Source organism: Enterococcus sp. SMC-9, from assembly GCF_021011285.1.
In the GTDB taxonomy this organism is placed as follows: Bacteria; Bacillota; Bacilli; order Lactobacillales; family Enterococcaceae; genus Enterococcus_C; species Enterococcus_C montenegrensis.
Genome location: NZ_JAILYE010000009.1, coordinates 1 through 24,265, shown reverse-complemented (window position 1 = coordinate 24,265; position 24,265 = coordinate 1). Strand labels below are relative to the sequence as shown.

Here is a 24,265-nt window from a genome sequence, read left to right as displayed (position 1 = left end):
CATCAGCTCCTATCCTTCGACTGGTGGCTCTACTGGTGTTTCGTCGGCAATAGCTGTAAATGTAGCTAATACTAACGCTTCATCATCTACCAATTGCACATCGAAACGGTCAATTACTCGAACCTTGGTAGTATCTGTTTCAAACGCACCGCCACCAATGTTAGTAGTCAACAAGCTCATGTTTTCTCGGTCATACAACGTAACGGCTTCTTTCATATCACCGACATAAAGTGGGAATTTAGCCCCTTTGTTTGGCAAGAAACGGGAAGCAATTTTTTTGATTGGTTTGCCCAAGAAAGTATATCCAGTTGCGGACGTCACATCTTTTTGTAACAAGTAAGATCCATCAGAACGTTTTACTTTATCCAAAACATTGTAGCCATCTTGGTTTGTAATAAACATAGAGGTGGCTTCAATAGCTGGATCAAGTTGAACGTTTACGATATCTTTAATGCCGTCAACATCAGTAACATCTTTCTTTTGTGCTGCTTTGATACCGTCAATAGCTGCCAAAATTTTAGTATTACGAGTAACAACGACTTTTTTCGCAATCCATTTGGATAACCAAGTCAAAATGTTTTCGGCAGTGTCTTTTAGCAAGCTATTTGTCACCGTAGAAATACCTGCATAGCGTTTGATTAAGTATTTAATCAAGTAAAGTGCTGGATCATCATTTGCTGGAATTTCACCATCTTCGGTATCTAAAGCTGTTAATGGTGTAATGTCAGACCATTTTTCATAGACGCGAGAACCACTAGCTGTAGTAACTTTTTCGACATTTACATATTCTTGCAAAGAGTCAAATTGGCGAACCAAGGTGCGGATAGTCGTTTGGACATCTACAGGAATAGTCAAGCCAATAGCATTACCAGATTCATCGGTATCGGATGTCAAAGTCGCCATGATGGCAGGGTCACCGTTGACCATTGCTTTAAAGTCCTTGATAAACTTGTTTTTCAAATCTTCGTCTTTTTTGTCCAACGGTTCTTTTTTGACATTCAAGACTTGTTCGGCTTCCATATTGGCTACTTGTTCTTTCAAGCCGTCGCGTTTTGCTCGTGCAGCTTTTACTTGCGCTTGCAAAGTGACTACATCTTCTTCGGTTTTTGCATCGTCTACTAACGCTGCATTAAGTTGTGCATTCAGGTCAGAGACTTTACTTCCGGCCTCAACCCATGCATTTTTTAGTTGTTCTAAATTCATTCGTTTTTCCCTCCGTTTAAGGCTTTCAGTTTTTTTTGTAGAAGCGTTTCTTCTTGCGGTGTTTCCGCTTTTAGAATTAAGTTTTTTAACTTGTTGACTGCGTTTTTCGGAATTAGTGGTTGTGCAGCATTTAATACCGTTACGGATTCTTCCGCAAACATGATTTCATCTGCAAACCCTTCTGCTACAGCCGTTTGTGCGTTTAACCAAGTATCTTTTGCCATCAATTCAGCGAGTTTCCCTCGGTCAAGCCCTGTTTTAATCTCGTAGGCATTGACAATGGATTCATCCACACTGTTCAGCATTTCGGCATCTGCTTTTAGGTCTTCAGCGTTTCCGCTCGTAGAAACCCATGCGTTATGGATCATAATGTGCGCTGTCGGCGAGATTCTAAGCGGTTCACAAGCGCAAGCAATCACACTGGCGGCACTTGCCGCGATACTGACCACATTTCCGGAGACTTTTCCGGGATAGGCACGGATAGCTGTATAGATTTCACTTGCCGCCAACACGTCTCCACCGTTAGACGAGATGTCTAATTCCACTTCGTCTCCTTCCGCTTCTGCAAGAGCGGCAGAAATTTTCCCTGGCGAGATACAATTAATCCCAAACCAGTCATAGAGCCAGGCACTATCGTTATCCACGACATCACCGCTTAACGTCACTTTTTTCATTTTTCCACCCCCTTTCAATGCAAAATAAAAAAGCCTAACCGTTTTCGGCTACGCTCTTAGACGTGGTTGTTTTTCTCAATGTTGGGTCCATATCAATCGGATACAAATCACCGGAAATGTGATAGTCGTCCATACCCGGTTTTTTAATTGGCTGTAAATCCTCAAAGCGACGGACATCATTGGCAGAATAGGCGCCACCTCGACGCATAATCTGATAAAACTGCCCTCTCGCTTGAGTATCAGCCCTAAGCAAACTTGCTACATTAAATTTATAACGATAGCCTTTTTGTTTTTCGACTGTCGTTAACGTCTTCTTGTTAAGCTCTGATTCATACTGATTGACAGTTGGCACAAGATTATAAGTTAAAAACTCCATGTTTAATTGTTCTTGTGACGAATAACTTGATTGGCCACTACCGATAAAGTGCTCTGGTACGTTATACACCATGGCAATGCGTGACCTAGAAACTTTATCAGTATCCAAAAGTTTACTATCCACCAATTCTCGCTGGAGGCGTTCAATTTCTATACCGTTTTCCTCTACTAGCAAGCCGCCGTTTTGGCGATAAAAGTCAGCTATATTTTTAATGACAGCTTTTTTAGACGGTTCATCCATGTTAGCTGCAAACTTAACTTTCAGCCCTTCGTTGCTCCCTTTTAGCTGATTAAGAGAGATTTTCCGGACCTCACGATCATAACCGAGTGTGTTCGTTAAAATCTTGGTTGGGTCAGCGCCCTCTAAACCGCCAAATCTCGGCTGTTTAAAATGCAACATTTCCATGTAATGCACATAAATGACTTGTTTATAGTTACCTTTATCGGTTGCTGTCACTTGGTAATAAAGTTCTCCGCTGTCCATATCAATTACAGGATGACAAGCGCCGGGTTTTACTAATGCCATATCGGCAACTTCACCATTGATATTCCGGAAAATCTGTACATATGCATTTCCTTGATAATTTCGCAAAACTTCCACATCTCGGAAAAAGTCAAACTTCGTAAAATATCTAGGTCCTTCATTTAGTAAGTTGTAAGCCGGACAGTCATTCGGTTGTTCAAATGTAACATCTATCATTTTTAGAGGAAGAGACGCAAAAACATTAGAAACTCGACTAATTACGGAAAAAATCCCTTCGGAAATTTCATCTTTTCCGACTAAATACGGAATTAAACCTGGGTCATTCAAAAAATATTCTTGTTTGCTCGCTTTTGGCTTTGCTCGTCCAAAAGAACGCAAACGGTCTAAAATACTCATTCTTCCACACCTTTCTTTACATATTCATCAAATCGGAAATAGAATAATAGGTTACTTTTCCTGTTCCAACCGGATTTACCAACATATCCAATACCTCAGCATGACTATTTAGCGTTGCTGCAAACCCATCTATTTTCCGGTTCTTAGATTGCTTGGAGGGCATCCAGTTAGAATTACGATCCTTTACAAGCTTAATGTTGGATAAATACCACATAAAGAGTTTGGAATTGTTGAAAATTACCTTTCCGTCTAATAGCATTTCTTTGAAGTTCTGCATCGGCCCGCCTAAAGACAGATGTCCTTGCCGAACCTCAACGGTCTCAAAACCAGTATTTTCCAATTCCTTGTTTAATCTCAACGCCTTGGCCCTGTCGTAATTGATTTGTACAATGTCGTAAATTTTCGAGTTTTCTACAAACCAATCAAGTACATATTCATAATTTACATAGTCGCCAGGGATAATCGTTAAATCTCCTGATTTCTCCCACACTTTTATCCGCTCCTGATTGTTGTCACGGTCATATCTAGCCTGTGGAATCCACGTGTGATGCAAGATAAACACTTCGCCGGTATCGAGCGGAAACTCCAAAACCGCTGCAGTAAAGTCTTCTGTTTCCGATAAGTCAAACCCGCCGACACATTTTTCCCCTACAAGCGTTTCGATATCAATTGTCTTATTATTTTTCTTGATTGTCGGCATATCGACAAAGGAAAGTTCGTCAATATCCGAAAACAGGTTAAATTGTTTGGTAATCCAATCGGCTTTTTCCTGCGGATTTTTCCGCTCAGTCTTCCAATCGGACACTAAATCGACAAACGACATCAAACCGATGTTCGGATTGGCCTTAATCCACATTTTCGGATTATCCGCTTCTTTGACATCATCAATTTTCGCGATATAGTAAAAAACCCGCTCGTCTAAGCCATCATCTAAATGGTCTAAACAATCGAGTGCGTTCTCGTAATATTGCATTAACGGTCCGTCTAATACGTAGCCAGCGGTCGTAATGTAATTAATCAGCGGTTGTTTTCGAGTACCACGTGATTTCTTGATAACGTTAATCAATTTAAAGTCTACAAACTCGTGGATTTCATCAAAAATGGCGAAGTGTGTATTTAAGCCGTCGAGCTTCTTACTATCAGACGCCCGGGCTTCCATTTTTGAAAAGGTCGCTTCGTCCTTAATGACGGAACGTTGTGGTTTGTACTTTTTGTCCAACCTAGGTGACTGCTTGACCATTTCCTTTGTCTTGTCAAACAAGATGGATGCTTGGTCTTTTGCATTTGCTAAAACGTACACGTTGGCCCCTTGTTCGCCGTCGTAACCTAGCATATAAGCAGAGAGCCCGCTAATTAAACTAGTCTTGCCGTTCTTACGCCCTACAAACGTTAACGCTTCCCGAAAACGCCGAATACCCGAATCTTTATGGACCCAACCAAACATCGAACCAATCACAAAATGTTGCCATGGTTGCAAGATAAATCGTTCAAAATCGCCTTCGGTTGGCTTACAGTTATCTTCGATAAAGCGAATTGGCCGGTGGCCTTTTTCCTCGTCAAAAATCCACGGGAATTCATCTGTCCCTTGGCGTTTTAAATCCATCAAATGACGCTTCGCCGTTTGGATATTTTCCTTACTTGCCGGAATACTTCCGTCGACTAACCGTTCCGCATACCACGTTGTTAATAGTTCCGGATAAGGTTCTAGCAAGATTCCACCCCAAGAAGTTTGCTCTTGCTTATAATTCTCCCACCAATCTTGTAATTCCGAATAGGATAGCTCGATTAAGTCCATTCATCATCACCGCCATCATCAGCCATTTTGATTGCTAACTTGGCTCTAGCTGCCGGGGATAATCCTAAATCACTGCCAAAAGAACGGAGATTTCGTGACGCCGTGTCCATCTGTCGAGAGAGTGGGTTTCCTATCAATTCGTTTGGATCGTTAAATGGTTTTCCTTCTGCTTCCGCTTCTCCTTTGGCAATCGCATAATTTAGCTTGTATTCACGTTGTAATTTCCGAAGCTGTTTTTCTAAAGCGACATATTGGGAGTACCAGTCAGCGTATAGCGCCATGGCGTGTACGTCTGGATTACTAACCAACTCCACAGTTAGCAGTTCTTCGGCTATAAATTCAAATGTCGCTTTTCCTAACGGGTCAAGCCATGTCGGCGGTTTGATTTTATCCGTTGCCATTTTCATTTTTTCTTCAGCAGCCGCTCTCTTGCGAAGTTCATCAGTATTTTTCTTATTCGGATTTCCGTTTAACAATTGTAGCTTTGCACTTTTTGCTGGTTGTGGCATATCACATACCTCCTTTCTTTTGGTAAGTACCAAAAAAATTAAAAAGCGGTGTTAGTGTACAGGTGAGACTGCACCGTTCTTTTCAAACCCCACTTTCACATCTTTTAGGGTAGGGGGGTAGTCTCTATCCCCCACTTTCACTCCATATACGCGTTTTTCTCCCACCACTATCTCTCGCTGTTAGCATAGAACTTAACCACACTCGACCTAGGTTTAGACTTCTTAACTCCACCACTCCGCTCTGGATGCTCTGCGTTGTGGCAAGCAGGACAGATACATTCAAGGTTATCTGCTGACCAAAACATCGTCAGGTCTTCCCTCGCTTCTACTATGTGATGGACGATGGATCCTTTTGTAGTTAGCCCTCGACGTTTACACTCTTGGCACATGCCATAGTCTCTGGATATCACTACTGCTCTTAGGTCTCGCCATCGTTTTGTTTTGTAAAGTTTATCTATCTCGTCTCTCAATCGAGGCATTCTTGATGCTCACCTCCTCAAAATAAAAAGACCACTCGCTGTGAGTGATCTAAAATAATTATATTGACGTGGCCGGATTCGAACCGGCGTTAGTCCTGATAACCATCAGCGCTTAAGCCTCTTGCATACACGTCAAGTTTGAAGGAGCTACCTTCAGCACACTTTATGAGATTGACTTGTCCTGACGGCACCTGCTAGACAAGCTCAGCACCTGATGGCTCAGAGTACCGTATCAATCCCACATTTGGGTCAGATACTCCACGCAATGCTATGAAGTCCTCCCAACGTCACTGGAGTGGCACTGCCCCACTCACGATAGTTTTGATCCGGCGTGTGGCGGCTGTCTACTATCAACCGATATGGACTTTCACCATATGTTATTGCATAAGCAATATCCCCGGACTCTCATGCGTCTTCTACTTCCGCCACAGTGACAAAAACGGGAAACCAGACGCCATCATTTAACAATTGATTTCAGGAGGAAATCTCACGTGAGTTGTGTTCCGTCTGTTTCCCGCTTCTTTTGACAATACTATTTTACCACCTTGACACACGTCAAAAGTGCAATGATAGTGCAATAGCTAATTAATTTCTCCAAGCTCTTTGCCTAACTCTTCAACGAATTCATTACGCAAAAGATGACACATTCGCTTTGAATACCCTACTTCTTGAGCAATTCCATCCCAAGTTTTTGTTCGTGGCTTTATCCAGTACCACATCCGAATGATTTTAATCGTCTCCGGTTTAGCTGCGTATACTACTTTATCTAAAGCTTTCTTTCGTTCTCGCAATAATCGCAAGTGTTTATCCGTTGCCAGTTTTAACCCTATACGCTCTGTGGTAGAAGTAGCAGAAGTAGAGCGAGAGCCACCGATATTATCATCTGATTGTTGCCATGGATATTCTATTTCCAACTCCACACGTTTAATATATCTATCCATCGTTGGATAATCTTCAATCAATCCTTCCAACATTTTGAAAGTTCCCTTTTTCAAATGCCTGCCTCCTTGTCCTTATCCCACGAAAATTCTTCCTTTTTGATACTTTTCACAATCAATACGTACACGCCTTAAAAAAGATAATGCTCCTTTGATTGTCCCCCAACCATTGGACGCTTCGTACCGATTGTATTTTTCAGGATATTTTTCTAGTTCGTTAATCCCCTTAGTAACCAGCTGTAGTACATATCCACATGGTTGTAAATGCCACAAACTAGGTCTTGCACCACAAGCCGCATCAAACATATCAGCCAGATTGTAAGTAATATTGTTTCCGTCAGTAACGCTAATCCACTCATCATAGCCTTCTAATTTGCATTCGACATATACGTCATAACTCATTTAGTGTCCTCCATGACAAACCAAGTTGTAGTCAGTAACTTTTCTACGATAGGAAATTGGTAGCCTATGTTATTGACAATATTGGATTCACCAATCTTCCACCAAAGTTTCTTATGCTCACCTTGTTTTATCATTTCTATTGCCTGTTCTGGCTTGATTTGAATTAGATTCATCGTTTTTCCTCCTGTTCCAAATTGAGATCAATAATACGTTTAAAGATTTCCCATTCTGCTTTGCTCATAGAAAAATCATGTTGCTTTATATTTTGTAAATCAGTCGTAGTAATCATGACGTAACCATCTTCTACTTGCGCTGCTAATTCATGTTCATCATTTATTAATTTTTCAATGTACAGAATTTCATTTATATTTAGACCTTTTTTACTCATTTATCGTCCCCCTGTTCCAAAGCCCACTGGCTAAAGGCTTGTAGGACTTGTGCAAAATCTTCCTGCGACAGCTCTTCATAGGCGTTAACCATTTCTTGTATTTCTTCATTTTCTAAATCGCCAATCGCTGTCATATTAACGTAAAAGTACAAATTACTAAGAACGGATTTGATATACGAATCAAAGTGTTCCCTCTTCAACCACTCCAACACGACCTGCTGATCGTCGGTGAGAGAGGGAGATTTAATTTCTTGTAGATACCGTATAGCATTGTTCAAATAAATATCATTAGCGTATTTCGGCTTATTACCAGCCAACGCACGTTCAATTTCTTCGATTGCATTATCAATTTTTAAAGTCATTCCGCTACCTCCTCAATCCCAATCACATACTTAACTGCCGGATATCGTTTCATCTCTGCAACCGCCATGCCGGGTGTTTCGGCTTGCAAAACCATTGTCCCGACCGTCCCATCATCAGATACACATGTCAGTTTGTACGTTTTCATACTTCCTCCACACTCCCATCAATCAATGTGGCTACCGCTTCTGCTGTTTTTTTATCTAGGAAAATCAATGATGGTCGTTTGTTATCACTAAAATCTATCACCTTACTATTGTGTAGATTCGATGTAATACTATTAACCCAATATCCGTCGCTCGTTTTAACTATCCACTTTGGTTCCTGCTTGACGGTGTAGCCGTCTTTCATACGAATAAGTGTTTCAAGTGGCTTATTGTCACCAATATCTATCCATTCATGAAATTCATCATAATCGTCGTTATTCCATTCAAAAATATACTTCCAAATGTTGAACTCCAAATCACCCTTGTTCACTTCATACCAGTCTGCTACAAACTGTGGTACTTCCACTTTTTCTGGCTTAGCAGGTTCATCAAGTTCTTTAGCTAAATCTACTGCAATTCCTTTCATGGTATTAAAACCATTTTTGAAACTATCACTAACAGCTAAATCACATACATGCCTCGCTTCAATTTTTTCAATCAATTCTTGTTTATTCATAATTTCCTCTTTCTGCCATTGCCCAAAATGGAAATGACCACTTAAATATTGTCTGATCAGCGTTTCGTGCACTTTCTGCAGAAAGCCTGCAGATTATCACTCGAATAACTAGTCATAATAACTTTCTAAAATTTCTCCAACTGATTCGTCATTTACGAAAACAGATAAAATACTGAAATAGTAGTCACCGTTTCCGTTATCGGCTCTCAATTGTGCTTGTGCAATAGGATTTTTGTCATGCATTACGACTAACTTTGCAAGCATCTGAGTTTCTCCCCAACTACTTTCATGTTTTTTCACATCAACTAATTGCACATCTGTAATAAGCCCATTAGTTTTAGCTGTCTCCCACACACCGTCAGCAGATGCGCAACAATCCGAATCAGTACATTCAAAATGGATAGTTGTACCATCAGCCAAAACTAGTTGATCGTGGGACAGTTCACTGACCCTTTTAAGCAAAACCTTCTCTTTTAATTTTTCAATCGTCTCTTTGTGATATTCCATTGATATCATTCCTTTCTGTATTGCTATATCTGTTTTCAGCTCATTAAATAGTCAATCCCTCAAAATCCTGCTACAATTTAGCTGTGCTTGGCGGAAAACAAGCACATTGTTCACTGTTAAAGGGGCAGCGAGTGGTCTGCTGCCTCTAATTATTTATGCGTAACCTTGTGTAATTGCATATTTTTGCCACTTGCCTTTACCATAATTATTGCACCGATATATTTCTCCTCTTAATCCTCCATCAGCGACTACGTAAATCAAACCGTCAAACGATTGATATTTTTCATAAACATCGGTTAGAGTAAAAGTTCCTGTGGTTGTTTCGGGATAGTCAGTTCGTATTAAACCCTCTTTTTGTTGTAAATAGATTGATATTCCGTCATCTTCTGAATCAAAAGATTTTCCATTTAGTGTATTAAATTCATCAGCCATTCCGCCTCACTCCTTTGCTAGACAATACTTTCACGTTCTGCTTTGAGATTTTTTAAACTGTATTCCAAACTTTCAATACGCTGATCTAAACACTCCAGTTGTCTTGTCTTATCAGGCATTGCATTCTTTTTAATAAAATAAACTGGATAACTTCTCCATCCAGAATCGCAGGCTTCGCAAAAGCGATCACTGTCTGCATAAATTTCGTAAGCATTTGGTCTTACCTGCTTCACATCTTTAAAATCAAATATAAGCTCAAAATCATTTATATTTTCATCATCAAGGAGATAGTAAATGCTGTTTTGATAGCTTTGATAATAACTATCAATCATTACCACTTCCGATTCACTTACTTGAGGAACAAACGTCCAATTTGTACAACAATAAGCATCATCGTATTTCACTTTTGTCCAATCTATTTTTCGTCTGTACAAACCGTTAGGATTAATTTTCTTTCGGTTTTTTTCTGATAACATGGGCTCACTCCTTTGCGATTACTTTGCAACTTCCTTAAGTAGCGATCTCAATTGATAAGTTGACTTATTGGTTTGGCGATAAACTAAAATTACCAATTTTTTATCTATCACTTTCAAGTCGACATATTCAAACAAATCATCCGGAAACTTCTTGCTTTCTTTTTCTAAAAAATCAGGAATGTGTACGTCGTATGGTTGAGCAGTGAATTCTTTAAATTTAATCATTCTTTTGCTCCTTCCAGCAACTCCGGATTTTCCCAAATGCTACCTAAAACTTCCATGTGCTCGGCCATCGAGCCTGCATTCTCATTCAAAACATAGCTTGGTTTGCCTTTGTATGTCATCTTGAAGCTGGCCCCGTCACGAACTATGCTTGTATATCCATAATTGGGTTCAACGTTTTCGGCAAAACTATCAGTAAACTTGTTAATGTTGGAAAATGTTTTTACTATATCCCCTTCAAAAATCTCCACGCCGTTCTTGTCTTTTAGGCCCGTGGATTGCATGAGGATTAAATCGTCAAAAGATCGCTCAACTGCACCATTCATAAACTCAACATATTCAAGCGACCAGTCAATAGCTGTCACTTCTCGGATTACTTTGTCTTTTTTATCCCACGCTCTATATTTCGGTATCATCACTCAACCTCCCCAGAACTCAACATTTTTGATTGCTTTATATCTAAATTCGCTCTGGTATCGTAAAAACGTTGAGCAGAAAGTACCAAATTCCCAGCATTCACAATTTGATTCGACACAGACACAATAGCTTTACTTCTGTTGAGTTCCATTTCTAATTCTTCTTGTGTTAAATCTGGATCATTAAGCCGCTCTAACTGTTCAAACAAATATCCGTTTAAGTCTCCTAGCGTCTGTTTTTCAAACATTCTTATCACGCTCCAGTTCTGCCGTTTTAGCCATTAGCTTTCCGGTCAATACCGCGGTTTCTCTATACACACTAGCAACATCAAGTAATTTCTTTTTATTGATTATTGCTAATTCACGCCTACTTACAAGCATTAAATTTTCTAAATCAATGTTTCTTTTATCTCCATCTTTAAATATCAAAACGTAGTTGCGAGGGATAGGTCCGTTTTCTTTTTCCCAAATAAATCTATGCTTCGGCTCCCAATGACCACGCTTTGTTTTTACATGCACTACGTCTCTAAAAACGGTCTCGCTGAACAGCGGCAAGCTATTTCGATTTTCCTTTTTTCTAGGCCCTGTTTTTTTACCGCGATTCCAACCACCCATCAAATCGCCTCCAAAACCATTCGATTTCCACGTTCTTCAGTTTGTTTTAACAAATGTCCATAGACACGTTGAATCATGTTTGTATCCGTATGTCCTAGTCGTTTAGCGATTACTTGCAAGGGAACATCTTTAGCAATTAGTAGACTAGCTTGCGTATGTCGCAATTTATGAATCGTAATCGGTTCAATCTCTAAATCTATTAGAAGTTTTGCTAGCATGGAGTTAATCGTTGAATTGTAAACATCCGCTCCAGACACGTTAAAAATAGTTTCTTCTTTCGTTTTAACATGATTCATATCAAGCCAATTAAAATACATTTTTAAAATATCTAATGTCTCTTTATCAACCAAGATTTTACGAATGCTTGCCGTATTTTTTGTTGATTTAAAACTTCCGCCGTTATGTTTTTTATAATCCCAAGACTTATCAATATTGATATATTTTTCATGAAATTCAACGTCGCTGAATGTTATTCCTAAAATCTCTCCTAACCGTGCTCCTGTTTTTAAAGCGACGAATAGCAATACATCTATGATTTGCTTCGTATGCTGACTTACTGCTTCACATTCGACCAGCAGTGATTTTTTTAAATCGAAAAGCAACGAATATTTAAATTTCATATACTCATCTACTTCTAGCCATTTTTTCTTGTCACGCATTGCCTTTTGCTCCGATATGCTTAAGCGCTGTTCTTTATGCACCAGCTGTACATTAACGGCCGGATTAGAGCTAATATGTCCGTCAATTATCGCGTCTTGAAAGGCCGAACGGATAAATTGCATATGATCGTTGACAGTCAATTTCGCGTGGTCTTTACCATACCAATCGACATATTTTTGAGCATCTTCGCGTATGATTTCTTTTAGTTTCTTTTTGCCTAACGCTTGCGAAGCAATTTGGGCTTGCGTTGAACGATACTTCATGCGTGTTTCTTCAGCGAGTTTCCCCATTCGATACGTTTGATACCAATACGTGAACCAATCCGAAAAAGTAATTGTGTCAAAATCAACTTTTAGTTGTTTTTTATCAATGCCACCGTTTTTGTGACAAACATTTGTCTTTAGATCACTAGCAAACCGTATATTATGTTCCTTTCCGTATTGAAAAATAGTCGAATTACTAAATCCCAACTTTTTTGCAACTTCGCCAACTGTCAATTCTGCTTTTGCTAATTTTAAAATTTCATCGTGAAAATCTTTTACTAACTTCTTTTTAGTAAGTTTTAAAACTCCAGCACGAGATTTCACAGCAGAAGCATCTCGCCCTAAAAATTCCGCGATTTCTTCCACGGTTTTCGAAGAATAATTTTCTTTTAGATAGTCAATTTCAGCATTCAACCACTTTTTACCTGCGCGATTCACTAACATCTACCCCCAAACGATTCAATATATCAAAGGAACTTTCGATATGATCAATTTCTGGTTCTACCCACTTTCTGATGTCTAACTCTTGTTCTACAATCATCGAATGTGGCATGATGTTAAGATTACTGAATTCCATAAAGTCGTCATTGTCGTTTTGTACAAAATACACTTGTTTTGCTTCTCTTGTTAATGCATCGCCATGAATGACGATTGCGTTCATGCCACGAATCATAAGATTAAATAGCAAGAATGGCATTGCTCTATCCGATAATTCCTCGCAATGATAAAAATACATTGATGGTTTGTAATCAAACGGCGAATGAGACAATCGATCTTCATGCCATTTTTTTATCACTAAACTTCCGGTGCCACTTGCAACATCCATTCGCATACCTGGTCTATTACCAATTATTTTAGATAGCAACAAAGCGATAGAAGCCGGTGTGAAGTCCTGGGCATATTTCAGCTTATTTGCGTGCTCTTCCTCAAAATAGACGTGAAACCAATCTTTATCTAAATTGCAATCTTTATCTAAAAAAGCTTTAAAAAGATTTTCTCGCTTGTCTTTGTCAAAAAGTATTTTAGTTAGCGCGTCGCTTGCTTGATATGATTCTTTAATGCCTAGCAAGTGATTAATTTGATCTGTTTTTATCATTCTTCCCACCTATCAATTTCGACGACGGATATATTTTTGGTAGGTTGTACATTCAAAGCACGTATATACACTTCTCCGGCTTCTAAACGTCTGGCAATCTTAGGTATAGAGCCTTCAATTCTGCGGTTGCCTTTTTGGTACCGATATTTCTTGTTTCTACGCTCATATTTATAGCCTTGTATTATTCCATTATTTTTTCGTACTTCTTTATTAAAAACACTGGCACTTTTATTCAAAAAAATAGCTGCCGCAATCATTGATTCAAAGAATCGTTCTTCTCCTGTATCGATATCTGTTAGACGTACAGACATATCTTTTGTCTTTTTAGTTTTAGGCTTATTCTGTTTCATTTCTAACTGTTTCAAACGGCTAAATTCTTTAAATAACGCAGATAGCTTGTTTTTCTTGTCATTTTCTGGCAAGTCACTATCAAGCGTCATGCACTGTTGAATTATTATTTGGCGCTTCTGTTCTTTAATCGTCATATTTATTCACCTCAAAACGGCAAATCGTCATCATTAATATCGATTGTCGTAGCTTCAAAGTCATTTATCGGGTTCACGCCTAAATTCGTCTGTGTGGCGTTTTGCTTGTTTGGAGTGTAATTGTTCGTTTGAGTGTTCGAAACGTTTGTAGCACTCGTATTTTGGCTAGAATTATTATTTTTGCTTTCTAGCAGTTGGAAATTTTCAACTACTACTTCTGTCACGTACACTCGCTGTCCTTGTTGATTTTCATAATTTCGTGTTTGGATACGGCCAGTAACACCTAGCAGAGTGCCTTTACGGGCATAATTTGCTAAGGTTTCTGCTGGTTTACGCCAGATTACGCAATTGATAAAATCTGCTTCACGATCACCATTGGCGTTTTTAAAGCTACGATTCACCGCTAAAGTAAAGCTTGCTGTTGCCGTTCCATTATTCGTATATCGCAAATCCGGCTCTTTAGTTAGACGCCCGACCAAAACTACGTTGTTAATCATTTATCTTCCTCCTCGTTATCTGTGAAGAATTCATTCATCATTTTTTCTATTTCCGCTTTTCTTGATGGATCACTTCCTGTTGATCGTGAATTCCAATTTGGCATTTCCTCAAACTTGACTGGCGATTTAGCCCAATTGTTTTGAGCGTTAACTCGTTTTACAGCCTGCTTTTGGTTTAAATAGCTTTCAAATTTCGTACCAAACAACGTCTCTGGCCGAAGATACTGTGACATATTAGCGTCGTCGAGCCATTCAGCGGTTTTGATGTCAATAACTTTCTTAAAATCATCTACCCTGAACCCCTCTGCTAATCTAGCCCTAATCTTAGTCTGTGTTGCTTTTGTGGTAGCTTTAAAATTTGACTTAGCTTTTTGATTTAAGTAGTCAACAACTTCGTTACATAATTTTGTAAAAATGGATGCACTGTCGGATTTATCCGACTTAGTATTCTCTATCTCTTTCTCTATCTCTATCTCTTTCTCTATCTCTGTGTAACTCTGGCGTAACTCTGGTGTAACATTGTTACACTCTGCTTCTATTTCTTTCTTGCCTCTGCTCTTTCTCATCCTTGATGCAGCAGCGGTTTCAGACCCAATCATCTGATGAATGTTTGATAGTTCGACTTCATCATCAGAATTAAATATCAACAATCCTTTCGTTTGAAGATAATTGAAAGTAAGTTGTACGTTTTCAGTCTCCTCGTCAATCTCTAGTGCTATTTCTTCCACCATATTTCGAGCGATCCCGTCGTAATAGACCCTTCCATCATTTTTTAAACTTAGTAGTAATATTTTTAGGTAAATTACTGTGAAAGTATCTCCACCCGCAAGTTTCCTTAACATTTTTATTTCTTTCTGATTGAAAAAATCATCTTTGAGTTTTAGCCAAAAATATTTCTTTGCCACGTTCTACCCTCCTAAATACCCAATCGCTTAATAGATTTGTCATTCAACTTCGTTGGGATAATCCCATATTTATTTATAAAATTTTGCGTTCCTATCCGATGTTCTTCTTGGTGGTGTAAACGGCACCCTGCGTAAAAATAGTGTTTAGTATGGTCTATCTTTTTCCTGTTACGTCCCATACCAACTGTGTCTATGTGACAAATATCCGCATGTTTCCCACAAATACAGCACTTTCGGCTGACTAGACATTTATAAAAGTAATATTCGGCATTTGCTGGTAGAATCTCATAACCTTTTTTAAACGGGATATCCCACTCGAAAATAAAATCTAAGATGATATCAGCCAAAAGTGTCACGTCTGTCATTGTGTTAAGTGACACATCAGCCAAACTCATTTTAAAGCCCGTAAGAGCTTCATAGACGTGGTAAAAATAATCTTTAAGACTTTCTATAGGCTCTCCAGTAAAAGCGTATATATCGCCTAATAATGCATAAACAAATCGTCGCTGTTCTGCGGTGAATCTGCGTGGGTCTGTGAATCGAAATTCAATTTCTCGGTCACCGTCGTAGTCGAAGTACATCGTCTTTAAACGCTCTAAATTTAGCTCTTCGTTTATATCGACAATTAAACGCTGATAGTCTAATTTTTTGACGATAGCTGAATAATTTTCGTTAAACATCTACATCACTTCTTGTCTTTTTTCTTCTTTTCGTAGCCGTTGACCCAACCAGTCAAAGTATTCATTACTAGACCAAAGTCATACCCGCTAAATTCTTCAGTAGTTTTTTTAGGATTAATGTTATTTGTCATTTTTGCCTGTTCTAGGAAAGCGTCTTTTGGCTGTTCAGTCATGTCTGTTAGCTTTTGAAGCTGGATATATATCGCTTCTATTTGTTCTGGTTCTGCCGGAATACGCTTTAGGATTTCTTTTTGAAAAATATCTGGATCCACGTCATCTGCTGGAATATTAAATTCCTTCATGAAGAACGTTTTTTCAGCGTAGGTCAGCGCCTGACCATAGGCATAAGAAGAATTCTCGTCGTCAGCAATTGCCGAAAACGTTACTTCTTCTCTTTCTTTTGGATTATCACCATTAATCCATGTGTATTTCATATCTAATGTGACCAAGTAACTAAAAACATCTTTTTTTGTTTTTTCATTTACTCCAATCTTTTGACGTTCAATTTCTTTGTTCAACACTTCAGTTTTTAGGTAGATATTTAAACTATTCATGTGTGTATTGAATTCCGTTAAAACTGTTTCTGAACTGATAACGGAAAATTTCATATATTGTTTCTGTTCTTTTTTGATATATGGAACTTTTTTTCTTAGCTCTATTAATTTACTAATTAGAGTACGCATCTCGCTCATGCTTCCTTTACCTCCAAATCAAATACTGTTAAAACACCTTGTGCTTCAATCTCGTCAAGTAAGACCTCTGTTAGTATTTTTTCTGTCTGCCCGTTTTTCAAAAGTTCATTTAAGAAAGTCCATTTTTCTGCTAAAGTTAGCTCTTTGACATAATCCGTAGCGTATCTCATTTCATTTGTCATTTTTAAAGGAATTCCGTTATCAGATAGATACTCCTCTTCTGCAAATATGTCTTCACCGTAAATATCAGTGAGGACTACTTTTTCTTCTTCCGGTTCTGTAGGTATTCCAAATTCGTCGTATTTCATGTTATAATCTCCTTGAGAAAACCTTTAATTTGCGACTCATTGCTTCCCGGCGGAGTCGCTTTTTTCATGCGCTCGATATTTTGACGCGTTTTAATCGTTAAGTAGTTTGCTCGCCACCATCGATCTGCGATAATTTTTCCGATTTTTAAAGCTTCGGCTCTATTCATTATCTTCACCTAGTTCTAAACTCATTTGACGTACAACGGTTTTAGTGGCTGTTGATGGTTCCCAGTCGGTGATATAGTCTAATACTGTTTGAAAATGTTTTTGTCTTAGTTGTGTTCGAGTGCTAACCCCAGTAATCTTTTTAACGCCACTATTGATATCTCTGTGAAGCTCTCCACGTTGTTTATTCGTCAACTTTCCAAAACTACGACCTACTTCTGCTACCCGTTGATTAATTCGGCGTGTAACGTAACCATAATCGCCTGCACTCAAAACGATATTTTCTTCAAGGTCTGTCACACGTTCTTCAACTTTTTCTACTTTTTCACTTGTGTTTTCTTGATATTGGAACATTAATCGCAATGCTTCTTGAGGAGACTGCGGAATTTTTAGTGATTGCTCTTTAATAACTGTTTCCATTTCATTAAATCGTTCGATGTAGGCTAAGGCGAATTGCGTACCTTTAGCTCCTGTCATTCGTGTTGAATATAATTCGCAACCTCTTTTTGTTAAAAGATAGCAGGGCAGCTCTCGACCAGATGCGTCTTCATAAGTTGATTCAATAAATAATTCACTCACCACACTTTTGTGGTCAGTAAGATGTTCAATTATTTTTTGGATATCTCGCAAAACTTGGTCGTGTCGTCTCCCAACCATTTCAGCGACTTCTATGCTTGTAATTGTTTTTTCTAAAACTTTCATTTTCATCCTCCTTGTTTGGTATAATGTGTTAAAAAAATGGTGGTGATTTTTTGGAAAATTCTCTAACGAAAATTCAACTCAAAATTTTAAAATCTTTTAGGCAATTCTCCATTGATAAAATAAACTATTCCGCGGATTTGATTTCTAGAGATACTAAGCTTTCTATTTATTTGGTTAAAGAAGAATTACCAGTTCTTCTTAATAGCGGATTAATAGATATTGATCCTTTTGAAGATGACTCAACATATTATCGAATCACTAGCAAAGGGAAAATTGTTTTAATTAATGAAAAAGAAAATCTTAAGGACAAGCTCATATGGTCAATTATCGTTCCACTGGGTACTGCGGTAATTGGTACTCTCATAACGAATCTGCTACTTCCTAATTAAAAGTGTTCCAATAATTGAAATTAATAAGGGAATCACTATGGAAAAGAAAATTCTTTCAAATTTATTATTTTTATTCATTTAGCTAGCCCCTTGCTGGCTTTTTTATTGTCTTCACGCTTAATAAATCCCTTTCTCAACATCGTCAATATGCATACGATAGCCAAGCAGAGCCGAAACGATTAATGCTGCGATAACTGCAATTACTATGAGCGTCACTGTTAAACTAATACTTGCAAACCATGCAAACATCGCCATAACTGTTGAAACAGCTATAGTGAATAGCATTAGCATTGAACATTTATGTTTTGTCATGTTTTCACCTCACTTGGTGTCGGTTTTTTCGACCGATACCGGCTAGCGTCCTTCCACCGCAGATACCAGATAAACGTGCCAATGTGGATGAATGTCACGCCTGGTCGCATAATTCCTTCTTTGAATTCTTCAATACTGTCCATCTCTTTTAAATAGTCGTAGAGTGTGGACTTTTTCAGTCCATTAAACCTTTTCATTAATTCTTCTGGACGATCCCACTCCGCAGCGACTTGTTTCGACTCAACGCTATGGATGAGTTCTTTTAGTGTTGGTTGCATGGTTAGGTCTCCTTTACTTCAGATACAATTCGCTCACGCCTAATAAATCAGCAAGGTTGACAAGCGACTCTTTGTAAAATTCTTGTAAATCCTCCACAGTTGCGATTTTTCCGTTAATTGTAATATTTTTAGCATCGCTCAATTCAAACAAATCTTTTAGAACATCAATTATGTTGTCATGTTCAGTCATTTTGATTCCTCCAATTCCAACACTTTCAAAATCCCTGGTGTTGGCTCTAAATCACGGTTACTAAAACTTACATAAGATAGGCTTTTTAAATACTCTGTGGCTTCGTCATAGTTCACACGTTCAATTGAGGTGTATCGTGCGACGTTCATTCGTTCTTTTAGTTTTGAGTGCATACGACGGACAAACAGCCCTTTCCATGCCTTAAACAGATTGTCGCTAAATGTTTCTTGCAAAACTTGCTCATGCTTGCGAGCTAACTTTCCAGCCATGCGGTGGATAAGCGACGTAATTTCACGCTGTTCTTCATATGTGATTGTCACTTGCTCGGACATCTTATCTAACAACGCTTCGGCTTCGCTAACACGCTTGTCCACTCTGTTCTCAATAGCTCTAACTTCCTTTAAAACAGCAACTAGCGCTTCGCCTTGTTTGTTTTGGCGTTCCAACGTAAAAATAAGTGGGTCACTTTTTATTAATTGATTATCCATGCTACTTCTCCTCCGATTTCTTGTTTAATATCTTTCAGCAGGTTTTCTACTCGTTTGATGCCTTCATCTAGTTTTTGCTTGGTATCTGGGCTTGCGCCAGCGATGGCTTGTGAATCGTACACAGTGACAGCTTGCTCTTTGACAAACTCATTCATGTTGAGAATAAGCTTATGGACGCTGATGTCTGCATCGCGTTGTAATCGTTTCAACTGTGCCTGTTCGAGTTCGTCATTTTCCATCTGCCGCTTGGTGTTTAACTCACGTTTCAAGCGTTCCTGTTCAGCTTTCAACTTCTCGTTTTCGGCATTAATATCGCTAATTAGTTGTGATGATTTTTGATAGTCGCCACTAACTGAGTTCAGTTCTCTTAGCAAAGCCATATTTGATGATTTTAAATCGTGGTAATCATCAGGGATTTTTTCTATCACAACTTCTTTTTCGACAACTTCGGGTTCTTGCTCCGTCAGGTTATCAATCATTTTCGCTTGCGTGGCTATTTGCTCGTCTTTTGCTTTGAGTTGTTTTTTGAGTTCTTGCAACTCACGGACGGTCATTTCATCAGGCGTTTTGATTTCGCCTTTAGAAGTGACGTGTTCTTGCGTTCGTTCTTCTTCTGGGAGTGTGGTAATGAGATAAAGTGCAGTTGTTCCTAAATTCGTCAACGTTGAAGAATATGGAATTTCTTTAGCTACTTTCATCATTCTGTTTGCTTCTGGATGATTTATCCCAACCGTTTCAAGCCATTCCCCAAATTCACCATGCGCCAAGTCGTTTTCTTTTACATAATTTAAACGTCTGCCAATTTCCCAGATTGATTGACCCGCAATCTGCTTGTAAGAATTAATTTCAGCAGTGATGACATTGATATCGCTTGATAGCGATAGTTCGTTCATTGGTTAACCTCCTCACTTAAGTTTCGTTTTCGAAACATTCGAATCAAAAAAATAGTTCGATCTTCTCGTTTAAAATTCGTGCAATTTTTATTGCTTCTTGGAAAGTGAAATCTCGACCGTTTGTTCGATTGATTTTCAAATTGAAAGTCGTTCTGTCCATTTGCATTTTTTTTGCGACTTCAACTTGAGTCATACCTTTTCGCTCAATCAGCGATTTCAAATTATAATAGGGAGACTTAAATTCTGTTGGGGTAACCATATAGACACCTTCTTTCATGTTTCGTTTTCGAAACTTTATATTTACATAATAGCATATTTAGTTTCGAAGTCAACAACTTTGCTATAAAAAAATAAACTGTTGCGTTTTCGAAACTACCCTTGTATAATATAAACATGGAAAGGGGTATTTATATGATAGGAGCTAAAATGAAGGCATTGCGGCTTGAACACCGTCTTACTTTAGAAGAACTTGCCGACACGTTAAATAAGAAATATCCGAATACAGTCAATTTTAACAAAGGTAAATTATCCAAGTGGGAAAACGGCAAAGAAGAACCAAAGTTGTCATCTATTCGAATTCTAGCAGATTTTTATAGTATAAAAATTGATGACTTTTATTCAGAAAACACTTCTTCTTCATCTATTGAAGCAATCTACAACCAACTTGTACCGCCTCGCCAAGAAAAAGTTTACAACTTTGCCAGCGAACAGTTAGAAGAACAGAAGCAAGAAAATATTTTAGATTTTCCTGAAAAAGGAAGAATTCCGACAATTCAAAACTCGGCTTCCGCTGCCAATCCGACGGAGTTGACTTACGGTGATACCGTTGTGGAGGAAGAAGAATTTGAAAGAATTCCAAGTAATGCGGATTTTGCCGTGCCTATTATAGGAGATTCGATGGAACCAGTTATCAGAAATGGCCAATTTGTATTTGTTAAGGAACAGCCAGACGTGGAAGACGGTGAGATTGCTATTGTAGAAATAGACGGCGATGGCGTGACGTGCAAAGAAGTATACAGGGATTATAAGAGTCAAACGATTATTCTGCGGTCTATAAACGGTTTATACGAAGATAGAGTCGTCTCACCGGAACAGATTAGAATAATCGGAAAAGTCGTATTCTAAAAAATACCCCTACCGGAGCCACTAACTCCGGTAAGGGTTTATGAAATATTCGTGTCCTCTAAACTATAACAAAGAAAAGAGGATTTGGAATGAAAAAGTTAGTGTTTGGCTTGATGGGTATTTTGATATTAACTGGTTGCTCCTCCAGAGAAATTGAAGGAAGTATATCCGTGGATAATGATGAAGCAATCTATGCTTATATCGAAGGCTCGGGCAAAAATATTGAATCTTTAGAGGCTAAAACAAGCGACGGTACCATTTTTAAAGGTGAGTTAGATAAAAATGACTTTCAGATTGCTATTCCCTTTTTAGGCGTTGAACAGAATGTCGTTGTGACTTTTAAAAATGAAGACGGAACATTAGACAAAGATGTAACAATCGATGCTAAAAAAGAGATTGATAGCTATGAGAATTTTTCCTACATGATGAATACTGTCATATCAAGCATTAATGCCGATGCTAAAACCTCATTCCCGGAATCAGTCGATGATGGTTTTATGGATGTGGCAAACGAGAATGGTGTGACTACTACCGTTAACGTGTACGATGGAAATATCATTGGATTGGAAATGCGTACAGAAGGTGATGTCAATCAAGAATTGCCTACAATTTTGGCAGCTTTTCAAGGAACTTATGAAGCAGAAAACAAACGTGTGGCAGAAGCTTACAACAATATTTTAGATACCAAAGAAGAAACATCGTTTACATCTAACGGTTATGTATTTAACTTTGAATATAACGGTGATACGTTGTTTGCTGATATTTATAAAAAATAATATGTGGAGGCACCGGAATGAAAAAGTTTGGAATGTCACTATTGGTATTAAGTAGTTTATTAGTTTTAGGGGCGTGTGGGGACAGCGGTGCATCTGCTGACAGCTCCGAAACTATAGCTAAATTGGAAAAGACAGTTGATAGCTTAGAATCTGAAAACAAAGTTTTAAATGACAAAATAAACGAACTGACAACCGCTGGGGACACAAAGGATGAAATTAAGTTTTCTAAGGTTGGAATCGTTGAATATACTGTCACGTCATTAAAAACAGAAGAAGTAGAAAACAAACAAGATAACTATACTAATGCCGAGTATAATTTCCAAGGAATCAATAATATGCCTGCAAAATACTTTCGGACAGTTATCTCTTATCAACTTAAAAATACTGCCGATAAAGAACTTGATTTAAGCACTTATCAGGCTACTATCATCGATGACGACAATATTGAGTATAACCGTAGTAGCAATGATAAATACTTGTTTGACGAAAACTCCAATGGTTTAGTCCAACCAGGGACCAGCACAACCGGCAGCTTTTATTTAATATCTAAAAATGCGCCAAAGATTACTAATTTTAAAATTAGCGTATCCGAACAATCGCCTCAAGATTACACTCAAGGAAAAATTGGAGATGCTGGCGTTGCTGAAATGATTAAATAAAAATAGACGCATCCCCTGACTTTGGCGAGTACAGGATGCGTCTGACAATAAACCAATAGGCTTATTTAGCTATGCCTATTATATCAAATAATAGGAGTTGATTACAATGTGGATGGAGACATTACCAGACGGCAGGTTTAAATATATTGAGCGCTATAAGGACCCGTACACGGAAAAGTACAAACGCAAGTCGATAATCTTAACCAGTGACAGCAAGCAAGCGCAGAAGAAGGCACAGAAATTATTGGATGAGAAAATTGGCAAAGCCGAAGAGACGGCCACCTTGTCCGATATCAACCTCCACAATCTTGTGGAAGAGTGGTTTAGTCACCATCAAAAAGTGCATCGGATACGGCCCTCTACTATACGTGCATACAAGGCCCAACAGAAGGTTATCTTTAAGAAAATCGACAAAGATACTTTAGCGAAAAACGCAGATACTAAACTCTTTCAAACTTTTTTTGATGGCTTAGACTACTCAAATGATTATGTATCAAGTATCAAGTCTCAACTAAATAGCGTGTTTAAATATGCGTATCGTATGGGTTATATTAAAGAAAACCCTCTTGATAAAGTACAAATTTCCTACTCAAAAAAAGATGATGCAGCTCGGGAAAAAATTGAAAATAAATACTTAGAAAAAGACGAGGCTGAAAAACTAATTAAAGAACTCTATCGCAGGCCCTCTACCTATCGTGTGGGTAGGCTTGCAGAATTTATGTATTTAACAGGATGCCGCATTGGCGAAGCAGTTATACTTACACCCACCGATTTTAATAACAATTTGACTAGCGCATCTATCACCGGAACAATAGATTACGGAAACGGATTTCGTGCAGCTAGGAAAGGCCCACCAAAAACACTGATGAGTAATCGGACAATCAACCTGACACCAAGATGTATTAAACTAGTAGAGAGATCTATCGACGAAAATAAATTAGACAGTCTGACACGCAACGGCTACTTGCCAGGTGAGTATGTATTTGTCACCAAAAACGGCACACCAATGATATACTCATCATTTAATCGTGCGCTAGTAAGAGCTGGGGAGCGTGTAGGTCTTGCACACAAAACGCTAACTTCGCACATCTTCCGCCACACGCACGTATCCCTATTAGTAGAAAACGGCATACAACTTACAGCAATCATGGAACGCGTGGGCCACGAAGATTCTGACATCACAACTAAAATCTATACTCACGTCACCAAACGGATGAAAGCAGACATTACATCCAAGCTGACAGAGATAGGGCTTTGACGAATTGCCCCTTTATTGCCCCTTTTAGATTATGTATTGATGATAAATAAAGAAGGAAGCCCGGTATTACAGGCTTCCTAAAGCTGTTTTATTTTACACAGCGTCTTTTA

Annotated in this window: 40 protein-coding genes and 1 tRNA gene; 5 read left to right on the top strand and 36 right to left on the bottom strand. The window is 38.5% G+C overall.

Annotated elements, in window-relative coordinates; all coding sequences use genetic code 11:
- Window positions 1-9: 9 nt before the first annotated feature.
- From K4422_RS13035 to K4422_RS12890, 30 genes are all read right to left on the bottom strand, one after another.
- Window positions 10-1,203 carry a phage major capsid protein gene (locus K4422_RS13035; RefSeq protein WP_230711476.1) on the bottom strand — a complete coding sequence of 398 codons (1,194 nt, stop codon included), beginning with the start codon at window positions 1,201-1,203 and terminating at the stop codon, window positions 10-12.
- Entirely contained in the window at window positions 1,200-1,895 is a 696-nt protein-coding gene (locus K4422_RS13030; protein ID WP_230711475.1) for a head maturation protease, ClpP-related, read from the bottom strand. The genes K4422_RS13035 and K4422_RS13030 overlap by 4 nt, the downstream gene beginning before the upstream one ends.
- A 16-nt stretch (window positions 1,896-1,911) precedes the next feature.
- Window positions 1,912-3,132 carry a phage portal protein gene (locus K4422_RS13025; protein WP_230711474.1) on the bottom strand — a complete coding sequence of 407 codons (1,221 nt, stop codon included), beginning with the start codon at window positions 3,130-3,132 and terminating at the stop codon, window positions 1,912-1,914.
- Between the two features lie 16 nt (window positions 3,133-3,148).
- Window positions 3,149-4,927 (bottom strand): terminase large subunit, encoded by a 1,779-nt coding sequence (locus tag K4422_RS13020; RefSeq protein WP_230711473.1) that lies wholly within the window; start codon window positions 4,925-4,927, stop codon window positions 3,149-3,151.
- Window positions 4,918-5,436, bottom strand: coding sequence for a phage terminase small subunit P27 family (locus tag K4422_RS13015; RefSeq protein WP_230711472.1), 519 nt, complete (start codon window positions 5,434-5,436; stop codon window positions 4,918-4,920). The genes K4422_RS13020 and K4422_RS13015 overlap by 10 nt, the downstream gene beginning before the upstream one ends.
- Before the next feature lie 167 nt (window positions 5,437-5,603).
- Window positions 5,604-5,825, bottom strand: a complete 222-nt coding sequence (locus tag K4422_RS13010; RefSeq protein ID WP_230711493.1) for an HNH endonuclease — start codon at window positions 5,823-5,825, stop codon at window positions 5,604-5,606.
- A 153-nt stretch (window positions 5,826-5,978) separates the two neighbouring features.
- Window positions 5,979-6,050: transfer RNA gene (locus tag K4422_RS13005), tRNA-Thr, on the bottom strand.
- 446 nt (window positions 6,051-6,496) lie between these two features.
- A complete protein-coding gene (locus K4422_RS13000; protein WP_268991051.1) occupies window positions 6,497-6,910 on the bottom strand; it encodes a hypothetical protein in 414 nt (137 codons plus the stop codon).
- 18 nt (window positions 6,911-6,928) lie between these two features.
- Window positions 6,929-7,255: a hypothetical protein gene (locus tag K4422_RS12995; protein ID WP_230711468.1), complete on the bottom strand. Its 327-nt coding sequence runs from the start codon at window positions 7,253-7,255 to the stop codon at window positions 6,929-6,931.
- A complete protein-coding gene (locus K4422_RS12990) occupies window positions 7,252-7,428 on the bottom strand; it encodes a hypothetical protein (RefSeq protein WP_230711466.1) in 177 nt (58 codons plus the stop codon). Before K4422_RS12990 ends, K4422_RS12995 begins: the two co-directional genes overlap by 4 nt.
- A complete protein-coding gene (locus tag K4422_RS12985; protein WP_230711464.1) occupies window positions 7,425-7,643 on the bottom strand; it encodes a hypothetical protein in 219 nt (72 codons plus the stop codon). Before K4422_RS12985 ends, K4422_RS12990 begins: the two co-directional genes overlap by 4 nt.
- The gene (locus tag K4422_RS12980) at window positions 7,640-8,005 is read right to left on the bottom strand and encodes a hypothetical protein (protein WP_230711462.1); all 366 of its coding nucleotides are present in this window, start codon (window positions 8,003-8,005) and stop codon (window positions 7,640-7,642) included. Before K4422_RS12980 ends, K4422_RS12985 begins: the two co-directional genes overlap by 4 nt.
- A gap of 142 nt (window positions 8,006-8,147) precedes the next feature.
- Window positions 8,148-8,666: a DUF1642 domain-containing protein gene (locus K4422_RS12975; RefSeq protein ID WP_230711457.1), complete on the bottom strand. Its 519-nt coding sequence runs from the start codon at window positions 8,664-8,666 to the stop codon at window positions 8,148-8,150.
- Window positions 8,667-8,774: 108 nt separating this feature from the next.
- Window positions 8,775-9,173 carry a DUF7448 domain-containing protein gene (locus K4422_RS12970; RefSeq protein ID WP_230711456.1) on the bottom strand — a complete coding sequence of 133 codons (399 nt, stop codon included), beginning with the start codon at window positions 9,171-9,173 and terminating at the stop codon, window positions 8,775-8,777.
- 153 nt (window positions 9,174-9,326) lie between these two features.
- On the bottom strand, window positions 9,327-9,605 hold the full coding sequence (locus K4422_RS12965) for a hypothetical protein (RefSeq protein ID WP_230711455.1): 279 nt from the start codon (window positions 9,603-9,605) through the stop codon (window positions 9,327-9,329).
- Between the two features lie 17 nt (window positions 9,606-9,622).
- Window positions 9,623-10,081, bottom strand: a complete 459-nt coding sequence (locus K4422_RS12960) for a hypothetical protein (protein WP_230711453.1) — start codon at window positions 10,079-10,081, stop codon at window positions 9,623-9,625.
- Window positions 10,082-10,099: 18 nt separating this feature from the next.
- Complete coding sequence (locus tag K4422_RS12955; RefSeq protein WP_230711451.1) at window positions 10,100-10,306, bottom strand: hypothetical protein; 207 nt, start codon at window positions 10,304-10,306, stop codon at window positions 10,100-10,102.
- Window positions 10,303-10,719, bottom strand: coding sequence for a YopX family protein (locus tag K4422_RS12950; RefSeq protein WP_230711450.1), 417 nt, complete (start codon window positions 10,717-10,719; stop codon window positions 10,303-10,305). Before K4422_RS12950 ends, K4422_RS12955 begins: the two co-directional genes overlap by 4 nt.
- Window positions 10,719-10,967 carry a hypothetical protein gene (locus K4422_RS12945; protein WP_230711448.1) on the bottom strand — a complete coding sequence of 83 codons (249 nt, stop codon included), beginning with the start codon at window positions 10,965-10,967 and terminating at the stop codon, window positions 10,719-10,721. The genes K4422_RS12950 and K4422_RS12945 overlap by 1 nt, the downstream gene beginning before the upstream one ends.
- Window positions 10,960-11,334 carry an HNH endonuclease signature motif containing protein gene (locus K4422_RS12940; protein WP_230711447.1) on the bottom strand — a complete coding sequence of 125 codons (375 nt, stop codon included), beginning with the start codon at window positions 11,332-11,334 and terminating at the stop codon, window positions 10,960-10,962. Before K4422_RS12940 ends, K4422_RS12945 begins: the two co-directional genes overlap by 8 nt.
- Window positions 11,334-12,701, bottom strand: coding sequence for a site-specific integrase (locus K4422_RS12935; protein ID WP_230711444.1), 1,368 nt, complete (start codon window positions 12,699-12,701; stop codon window positions 11,334-11,336). Before K4422_RS12935 ends, K4422_RS12940 begins: the two co-directional genes overlap by 1 nt.
- Window positions 12,679-13,353: an N-6 DNA methylase gene (locus tag K4422_RS12930; RefSeq protein ID WP_230711443.1), complete on the bottom strand. Its 675-nt coding sequence runs from the start codon at window positions 13,351-13,353 to the stop codon at window positions 12,679-12,681. The genes K4422_RS12935 and K4422_RS12930 overlap by 23 nt, the downstream gene beginning before the upstream one ends.
- The gene (locus tag K4422_RS12925) at window positions 13,350-13,838 is read right to left on the bottom strand and encodes a hypothetical protein (protein WP_230711441.1); all 489 of its coding nucleotides are present in this window, start codon (window positions 13,836-13,838) and stop codon (window positions 13,350-13,352) included. Before K4422_RS12925 ends, K4422_RS12930 begins: the two co-directional genes overlap by 4 nt.
- A gap of 11 nt (window positions 13,839-13,849) precedes the next feature.
- Complete coding sequence (gene ssb / locus K4422_RS12920; protein ID WP_230711440.1) at window positions 13,850-14,335, bottom strand: single-stranded DNA-binding protein; 486 nt, start codon at window positions 14,333-14,335, stop codon at window positions 13,850-13,852.
- Entirely contained in the window at window positions 14,332-15,240 is a 909-nt protein-coding gene (locus tag K4422_RS13645; protein ID WP_230711439.1) for a conserved phage C-terminal domain-containing protein, read from the bottom strand. The genes ssb and K4422_RS13645 overlap by 4 nt, the downstream gene beginning before the upstream one ends.
- A gap of 11 nt (window positions 15,241-15,251) precedes the next feature.
- Window positions 15,252-15,920 (bottom strand): putative HNHc nuclease, encoded by a 669-nt coding sequence (locus K4422_RS12910; protein ID WP_230711438.1) that lies wholly within the window; start codon window positions 15,918-15,920, stop codon window positions 15,252-15,254.
- Window positions 15,921-15,925: 5 nt separating this feature from the next.
- Window positions 15,926-16,612, bottom strand: a complete 687-nt coding sequence (locus K4422_RS12905; RefSeq protein WP_230711436.1) for an ERF family protein — start codon at window positions 16,610-16,612, stop codon at window positions 15,926-15,928.
- Window positions 16,609-16,920, bottom strand: a complete 312-nt coding sequence (locus K4422_RS12900; RefSeq protein WP_230711435.1) for a hypothetical protein — start codon at window positions 16,918-16,920, stop codon at window positions 16,609-16,611. The genes K4422_RS12905 and K4422_RS12900 overlap by 4 nt, the downstream gene beginning before the upstream one ends.
- The gene (locus K4422_RS12895; protein ID WP_230711431.1) at window positions 16,917-17,087 is read right to left on the bottom strand and encodes a hypothetical protein; all 171 of its coding nucleotides are present in this window, start codon (window positions 17,085-17,087) and stop codon (window positions 16,917-16,919) included. Before K4422_RS12895 ends, K4422_RS12900 begins: the two co-directional genes overlap by 4 nt.
- Window positions 17,080-17,787, bottom strand: a complete 708-nt coding sequence (locus tag K4422_RS12890) for a Rha family transcriptional regulator (protein WP_230711430.1) — start codon at window positions 17,785-17,787, stop codon at window positions 17,080-17,082. Before K4422_RS12890 ends, K4422_RS12895 begins: the two co-directional genes overlap by 8 nt.
- Window positions 17,788-17,837: 50 nt before the next feature.
- On the opposite strand from K4422_RS12890, the gene K4422_RS12885 reads away from it, so the two are divergent.
- Entirely contained in the window at window positions 17,838-18,176 is a 339-nt protein-coding gene (locus K4422_RS12885) for a hypothetical protein (protein ID WP_230711427.1), read from the top strand.
- A 117-nt stretch (window positions 18,177-18,293) separates the two neighbouring features.
- Here the strand turns inward: K4422_RS12885 and K4422_RS12880 are convergent, their stop codons facing one another.
- Genes K4422_RS12880 through K4422_RS12855 form a run of 6 tightly spaced genes read right to left on the bottom strand, consistent with a single transcriptional unit; the run spans window position 18,294 to window position 20,596 of the window.
- A complete protein-coding gene (locus K4422_RS12880) occupies window positions 18,294-18,488 on the bottom strand; it encodes a hypothetical protein (protein ID WP_230711425.1) in 195 nt (64 codons plus the stop codon).
- Complete coding sequence (locus K4422_RS12875) at window positions 18,485-18,766, bottom strand: hypothetical protein (protein ID WP_230711423.1); 282 nt, start codon at window positions 18,764-18,766, stop codon at window positions 18,485-18,487. Before K4422_RS12875 ends, K4422_RS12880 begins: the two co-directional genes overlap by 4 nt.
- A gap of 13 nt (window positions 18,767-18,779) precedes the next feature.
- Window positions 18,780-18,956, bottom strand: a complete 177-nt coding sequence (locus K4422_RS12870; RefSeq protein ID WP_230711421.1) for a hypothetical protein — start codon at window positions 18,954-18,956, stop codon at window positions 18,780-18,782.
- Window positions 18,953-19,444 carry an ORF6C domain-containing protein gene (locus tag K4422_RS12865; RefSeq protein ID WP_230711419.1) on the bottom strand — a complete coding sequence of 164 codons (492 nt, stop codon included), beginning with the start codon at window positions 19,442-19,444 and terminating at the stop codon, window positions 18,953-18,955. The genes K4422_RS12870 and K4422_RS12865 overlap by 4 nt, the downstream gene beginning before the upstream one ends.
- Window positions 19,429-20,337, bottom strand: a complete 909-nt coding sequence (locus K4422_RS12860; RefSeq protein ID WP_230711417.1) for a DUF3102 domain-containing protein — start codon at window positions 20,335-20,337, stop codon at window positions 19,429-19,431. Before K4422_RS12860 ends, K4422_RS12865 begins: the two co-directional genes overlap by 16 nt.
- 43 nt (window positions 20,338-20,380) lie before the next feature.
- Window positions 20,381-20,596 carry a helix-turn-helix transcriptional regulator gene (locus tag K4422_RS12855; protein ID WP_230711415.1) on the bottom strand — a complete coding sequence of 72 codons (216 nt, stop codon included), beginning with the start codon at window positions 20,594-20,596 and terminating at the stop codon, window positions 20,381-20,383.
- Window positions 20,597-20,730: 134 nt separating this feature from the next.
- Here K4422_RS12855 and K4422_RS12850 point away from each other — a divergent pair, with 134 nt between their 5' ends.
- From K4422_RS12850 to K4422_RS12835, 4 genes are all read left to right on the top strand, one after another.
- Window positions 20,731-21,462, top strand: a complete 732-nt coding sequence (locus tag K4422_RS12850) for an XRE family transcriptional regulator (protein ID WP_230711413.1) — start codon at window positions 20,731-20,733, stop codon at window positions 21,460-21,462.
- 89 nt (window positions 21,463-21,551) lie between these two features.
- A complete protein-coding gene (locus tag K4422_RS12845) occupies window positions 21,552-22,238 on the top strand; it encodes a hypothetical protein (protein ID WP_230711411.1) in 687 nt (228 codons plus the stop codon).
- A gap of 17 nt (window positions 22,239-22,255) precedes the next feature.
- Window positions 22,256-22,897: a DUF4352 domain-containing protein gene (locus tag K4422_RS12840; RefSeq protein WP_230711408.1), complete on the top strand. Its 642-nt coding sequence runs from the start codon at window positions 22,256-22,258 to the stop codon at window positions 22,895-22,897.
- A 106-nt stretch (window positions 22,898-23,003) separates the two neighbouring features.
- Window positions 23,004-24,155, top strand: coding sequence for a tyrosine-type recombinase/integrase (locus tag K4422_RS12835; RefSeq protein ID WP_230711405.1), 1,152 nt, complete (start codon window positions 23,004-23,006; stop codon window positions 24,153-24,155).
- Window positions 24,156-24,265: the final 110 nt, after the last annotated feature.

Bases quoted from the DNA above. Each gene is read 5' to 3' on its own strand.
- K4422_RS13035 (WP_230711476.1), bottom strand. From the start codon at position 1,203: ATGAATTTAGAACAACTAAAAAATGCATGGGTTGAGGCCGGAAGTAAA.
- K4422_RS13025 (WP_230711474.1), bottom strand. From the start codon at position 3,132: ATGAGTATTTTAGACCGTTTGCGTTCTTTTGGACGAGCAAAGCCAAAA.
- K4422_RS13020 (WP_230711473.1), bottom strand. From the start codon at position 4,927: ATGGACTTAATCGAGCTATCCTATTCGGAATTACAAGATTGGTGGGAG.
- K4422_RS13015 (WP_230711472.1), bottom strand. From the start codon at position 5,436: ATGCCACAACCAGCAAAAAGTGCAAAGCTACAATTGTTAAACGGAAAT.
- K4422_RS13010 (WP_230711493.1), bottom strand. From the start codon at position 5,825: ATGTGCCAAGAGTGTAAACGTCGAGGGCTAACTACAAAAGGATCCATC.
- K4422_RS12995 (WP_230711468.1), bottom strand. From the start codon at position 7,255: ATGAGTTATGACGTATATGTCGAATGCAAATTAGAAGGCTATGATGAG.
- K4422_RS12990 (WP_230711466.1), bottom strand. From the start codon at position 7,428: ATGAATCTAATTCAAATCAAGCCAGAACAGGCAATAGAAATGATAAAA.
- K4422_RS12985 (WP_230711464.1), bottom strand. From the start codon at position 7,643: ATGAGTAAAAAAGGTCTAAATATAAATGAAATTCTGTACATTGAAAAA.
- K4422_RS12980 (WP_230711462.1), bottom strand. From the start codon at position 8,005: ATGACTTTAAAAATTGATAATGCAATCGAAGAAATTGAACGTGCGTTG.
- K4422_RS12975 (WP_230711457.1), bottom strand. From the start codon at position 8,666: ATGAATAAACAAGAATTGATTGAAAAAATTGAAGCGAGGCATGTATGT.
- K4422_RS12970 (WP_230711456.1), bottom strand. From the start codon at position 9,173: ATGGAATATCACAAAGAGACGATTGAAAAATTAAAAGAGAAGGTTTTG.
- K4422_RS12965 (WP_230711455.1), bottom strand. From the start codon at position 9,605: ATGGCTGATGAATTTAATACACTAAATGGAAAATCTTTTGATTCAGAA.
- K4422_RS12960 (WP_230711453.1), bottom strand. From the start codon at position 10,081: ATGTTATCAGAAAAAAACCGAAAGAAAATTAATCCTAACGGTTTGTAC.
- K4422_RS12955 (WP_230711451.1), bottom strand. From the start codon at position 10,306: ATGATTAAATTTAAAGAATTCACTGCTCAACCATACGACGTACACATT.
- K4422_RS12950 (WP_230711450.1), bottom strand. From the start codon at position 10,719: ATGATACCGAAATATAGAGCGTGGGATAAAAAAGACAAAGTAATCCGA.
- K4422_RS12945 (WP_230711448.1), bottom strand. From the start codon at position 10,967: ATGTTTGAAAAACAGACGCTAGGAGACTTAAACGGATATTTGTTTGAA.
- K4422_RS12940 (WP_230711447.1), bottom strand. From the start codon at position 11,334: ATGGGTGGTTGGAATCGCGGTAAAAAAACAGGGCCTAGAAAAAAGGAA.
- K4422_RS12935 (WP_230711444.1), bottom strand. From the start codon at position 12,701: ATGTTAGTGAATCGCGCAGGTAAAAAGTGGTTGAATGCTGAAATTGAC.
- K4422_RS12930 (WP_230711443.1), bottom strand. From the start codon at position 13,353: ATGATAAAAACAGATCAAATTAATCACTTGCTAGGCATTAAAGAATCA.
- K4422_RS12925 (WP_230711441.1), bottom strand. From the start codon at position 13,838: ATGACGATTAAAGAACAGAAGCGCCAAATAATAATTCAACAGTGCATG.
- ssb (WP_230711440.1), bottom strand. From the start codon at position 14,335: ATGATTAACAACGTAGTTTTGGTCGGGCGTCTAACTAAAGAGCCGGAT.
- K4422_RS12910 (WP_230711438.1), bottom strand. From the start codon at position 15,920: ATGTTTAACGAAAATTATTCAGCTATCGTCAAAAAATTAGACTATCAG.
- K4422_RS12905 (WP_230711436.1), bottom strand. From the start codon at position 16,612: ATGAGCGAGATGCGTACTCTAATTAGTAAATTAATAGAGCTAAGAAAA.
- K4422_RS12900 (WP_230711435.1), bottom strand. From the start codon at position 16,920: ATGAAATACGACGAATTTGGAATACCTACAGAACCGGAAGAAGAAAAA.
- K4422_RS12895 (WP_230711431.1), bottom strand. From the start codon at position 17,087: ATGAATAGAGCCGAAGCTTTAAAAATCGGAAAAATTATCGCAGATCGA.
- K4422_RS12890 (WP_230711430.1), bottom strand. From the start codon at position 17,787: ATGAAAGTTTTAGAAAAAACAATTACAAGCATAGAAGTCGCTGAAATG.
- K4422_RS12880 (WP_230711425.1), bottom strand. From the start codon at position 18,488: ATGACAAAACATAAATGTTCAATGCTAATGCTATTCACTATAGCTGTT.
- K4422_RS12875 (WP_230711423.1), bottom strand. From the start codon at position 18,766: ATGCAACCAACACTAAAAGAACTCATCCATAGCGTTGAGTCGAAACAA.
- K4422_RS12870 (WP_230711421.1), bottom strand. From the start codon at position 18,956: ATGACTGAACATGACAACATAATTGATGTTCTAAAAGATTTGTTTGAA.
- K4422_RS12865 (WP_230711419.1), bottom strand. From the start codon at position 19,444: ATGGATAATCAATTAATAAAAAGTGACCCACTTATTTTTACGTTGGAA.
- K4422_RS12860 (WP_230711417.1), bottom strand. From the start codon at position 20,337: ATGAACGAACTATCGCTATCAAGCGATATCAATGTCATCACTGCTGAA.
- K4422_RS12855 (WP_230711415.1), bottom strand. From the start codon at position 20,596: ATGGTTACCCCAACAGAATTTAAGTCTCCCTATTATAATTTGAAATCG.
- K4422_RS12850 (WP_230711413.1), top strand. From the start codon at position 20,731: ATGGAAAGGGGTATTTATATGATAGGAGCTAAAATGAAGGCATTGCGG.
- K4422_RS12845 (WP_230711411.1), top strand. From the start codon at position 21,552: ATGAAAAAGTTAGTGTTTGGCTTGATGGGTATTTTGATATTAACTGGT.
- K4422_RS12840 (WP_230711408.1), top strand. From the start codon at position 22,256: ATGAAAAAGTTTGGAATGTCACTATTGGTATTAAGTAGTTTATTAGTT.
- K4422_RS12835 (WP_230711405.1), top strand. From the start codon at position 23,004: ATGTGGATGGAGACATTACCAGACGGCAGGTTTAAATATATTGAGCGC.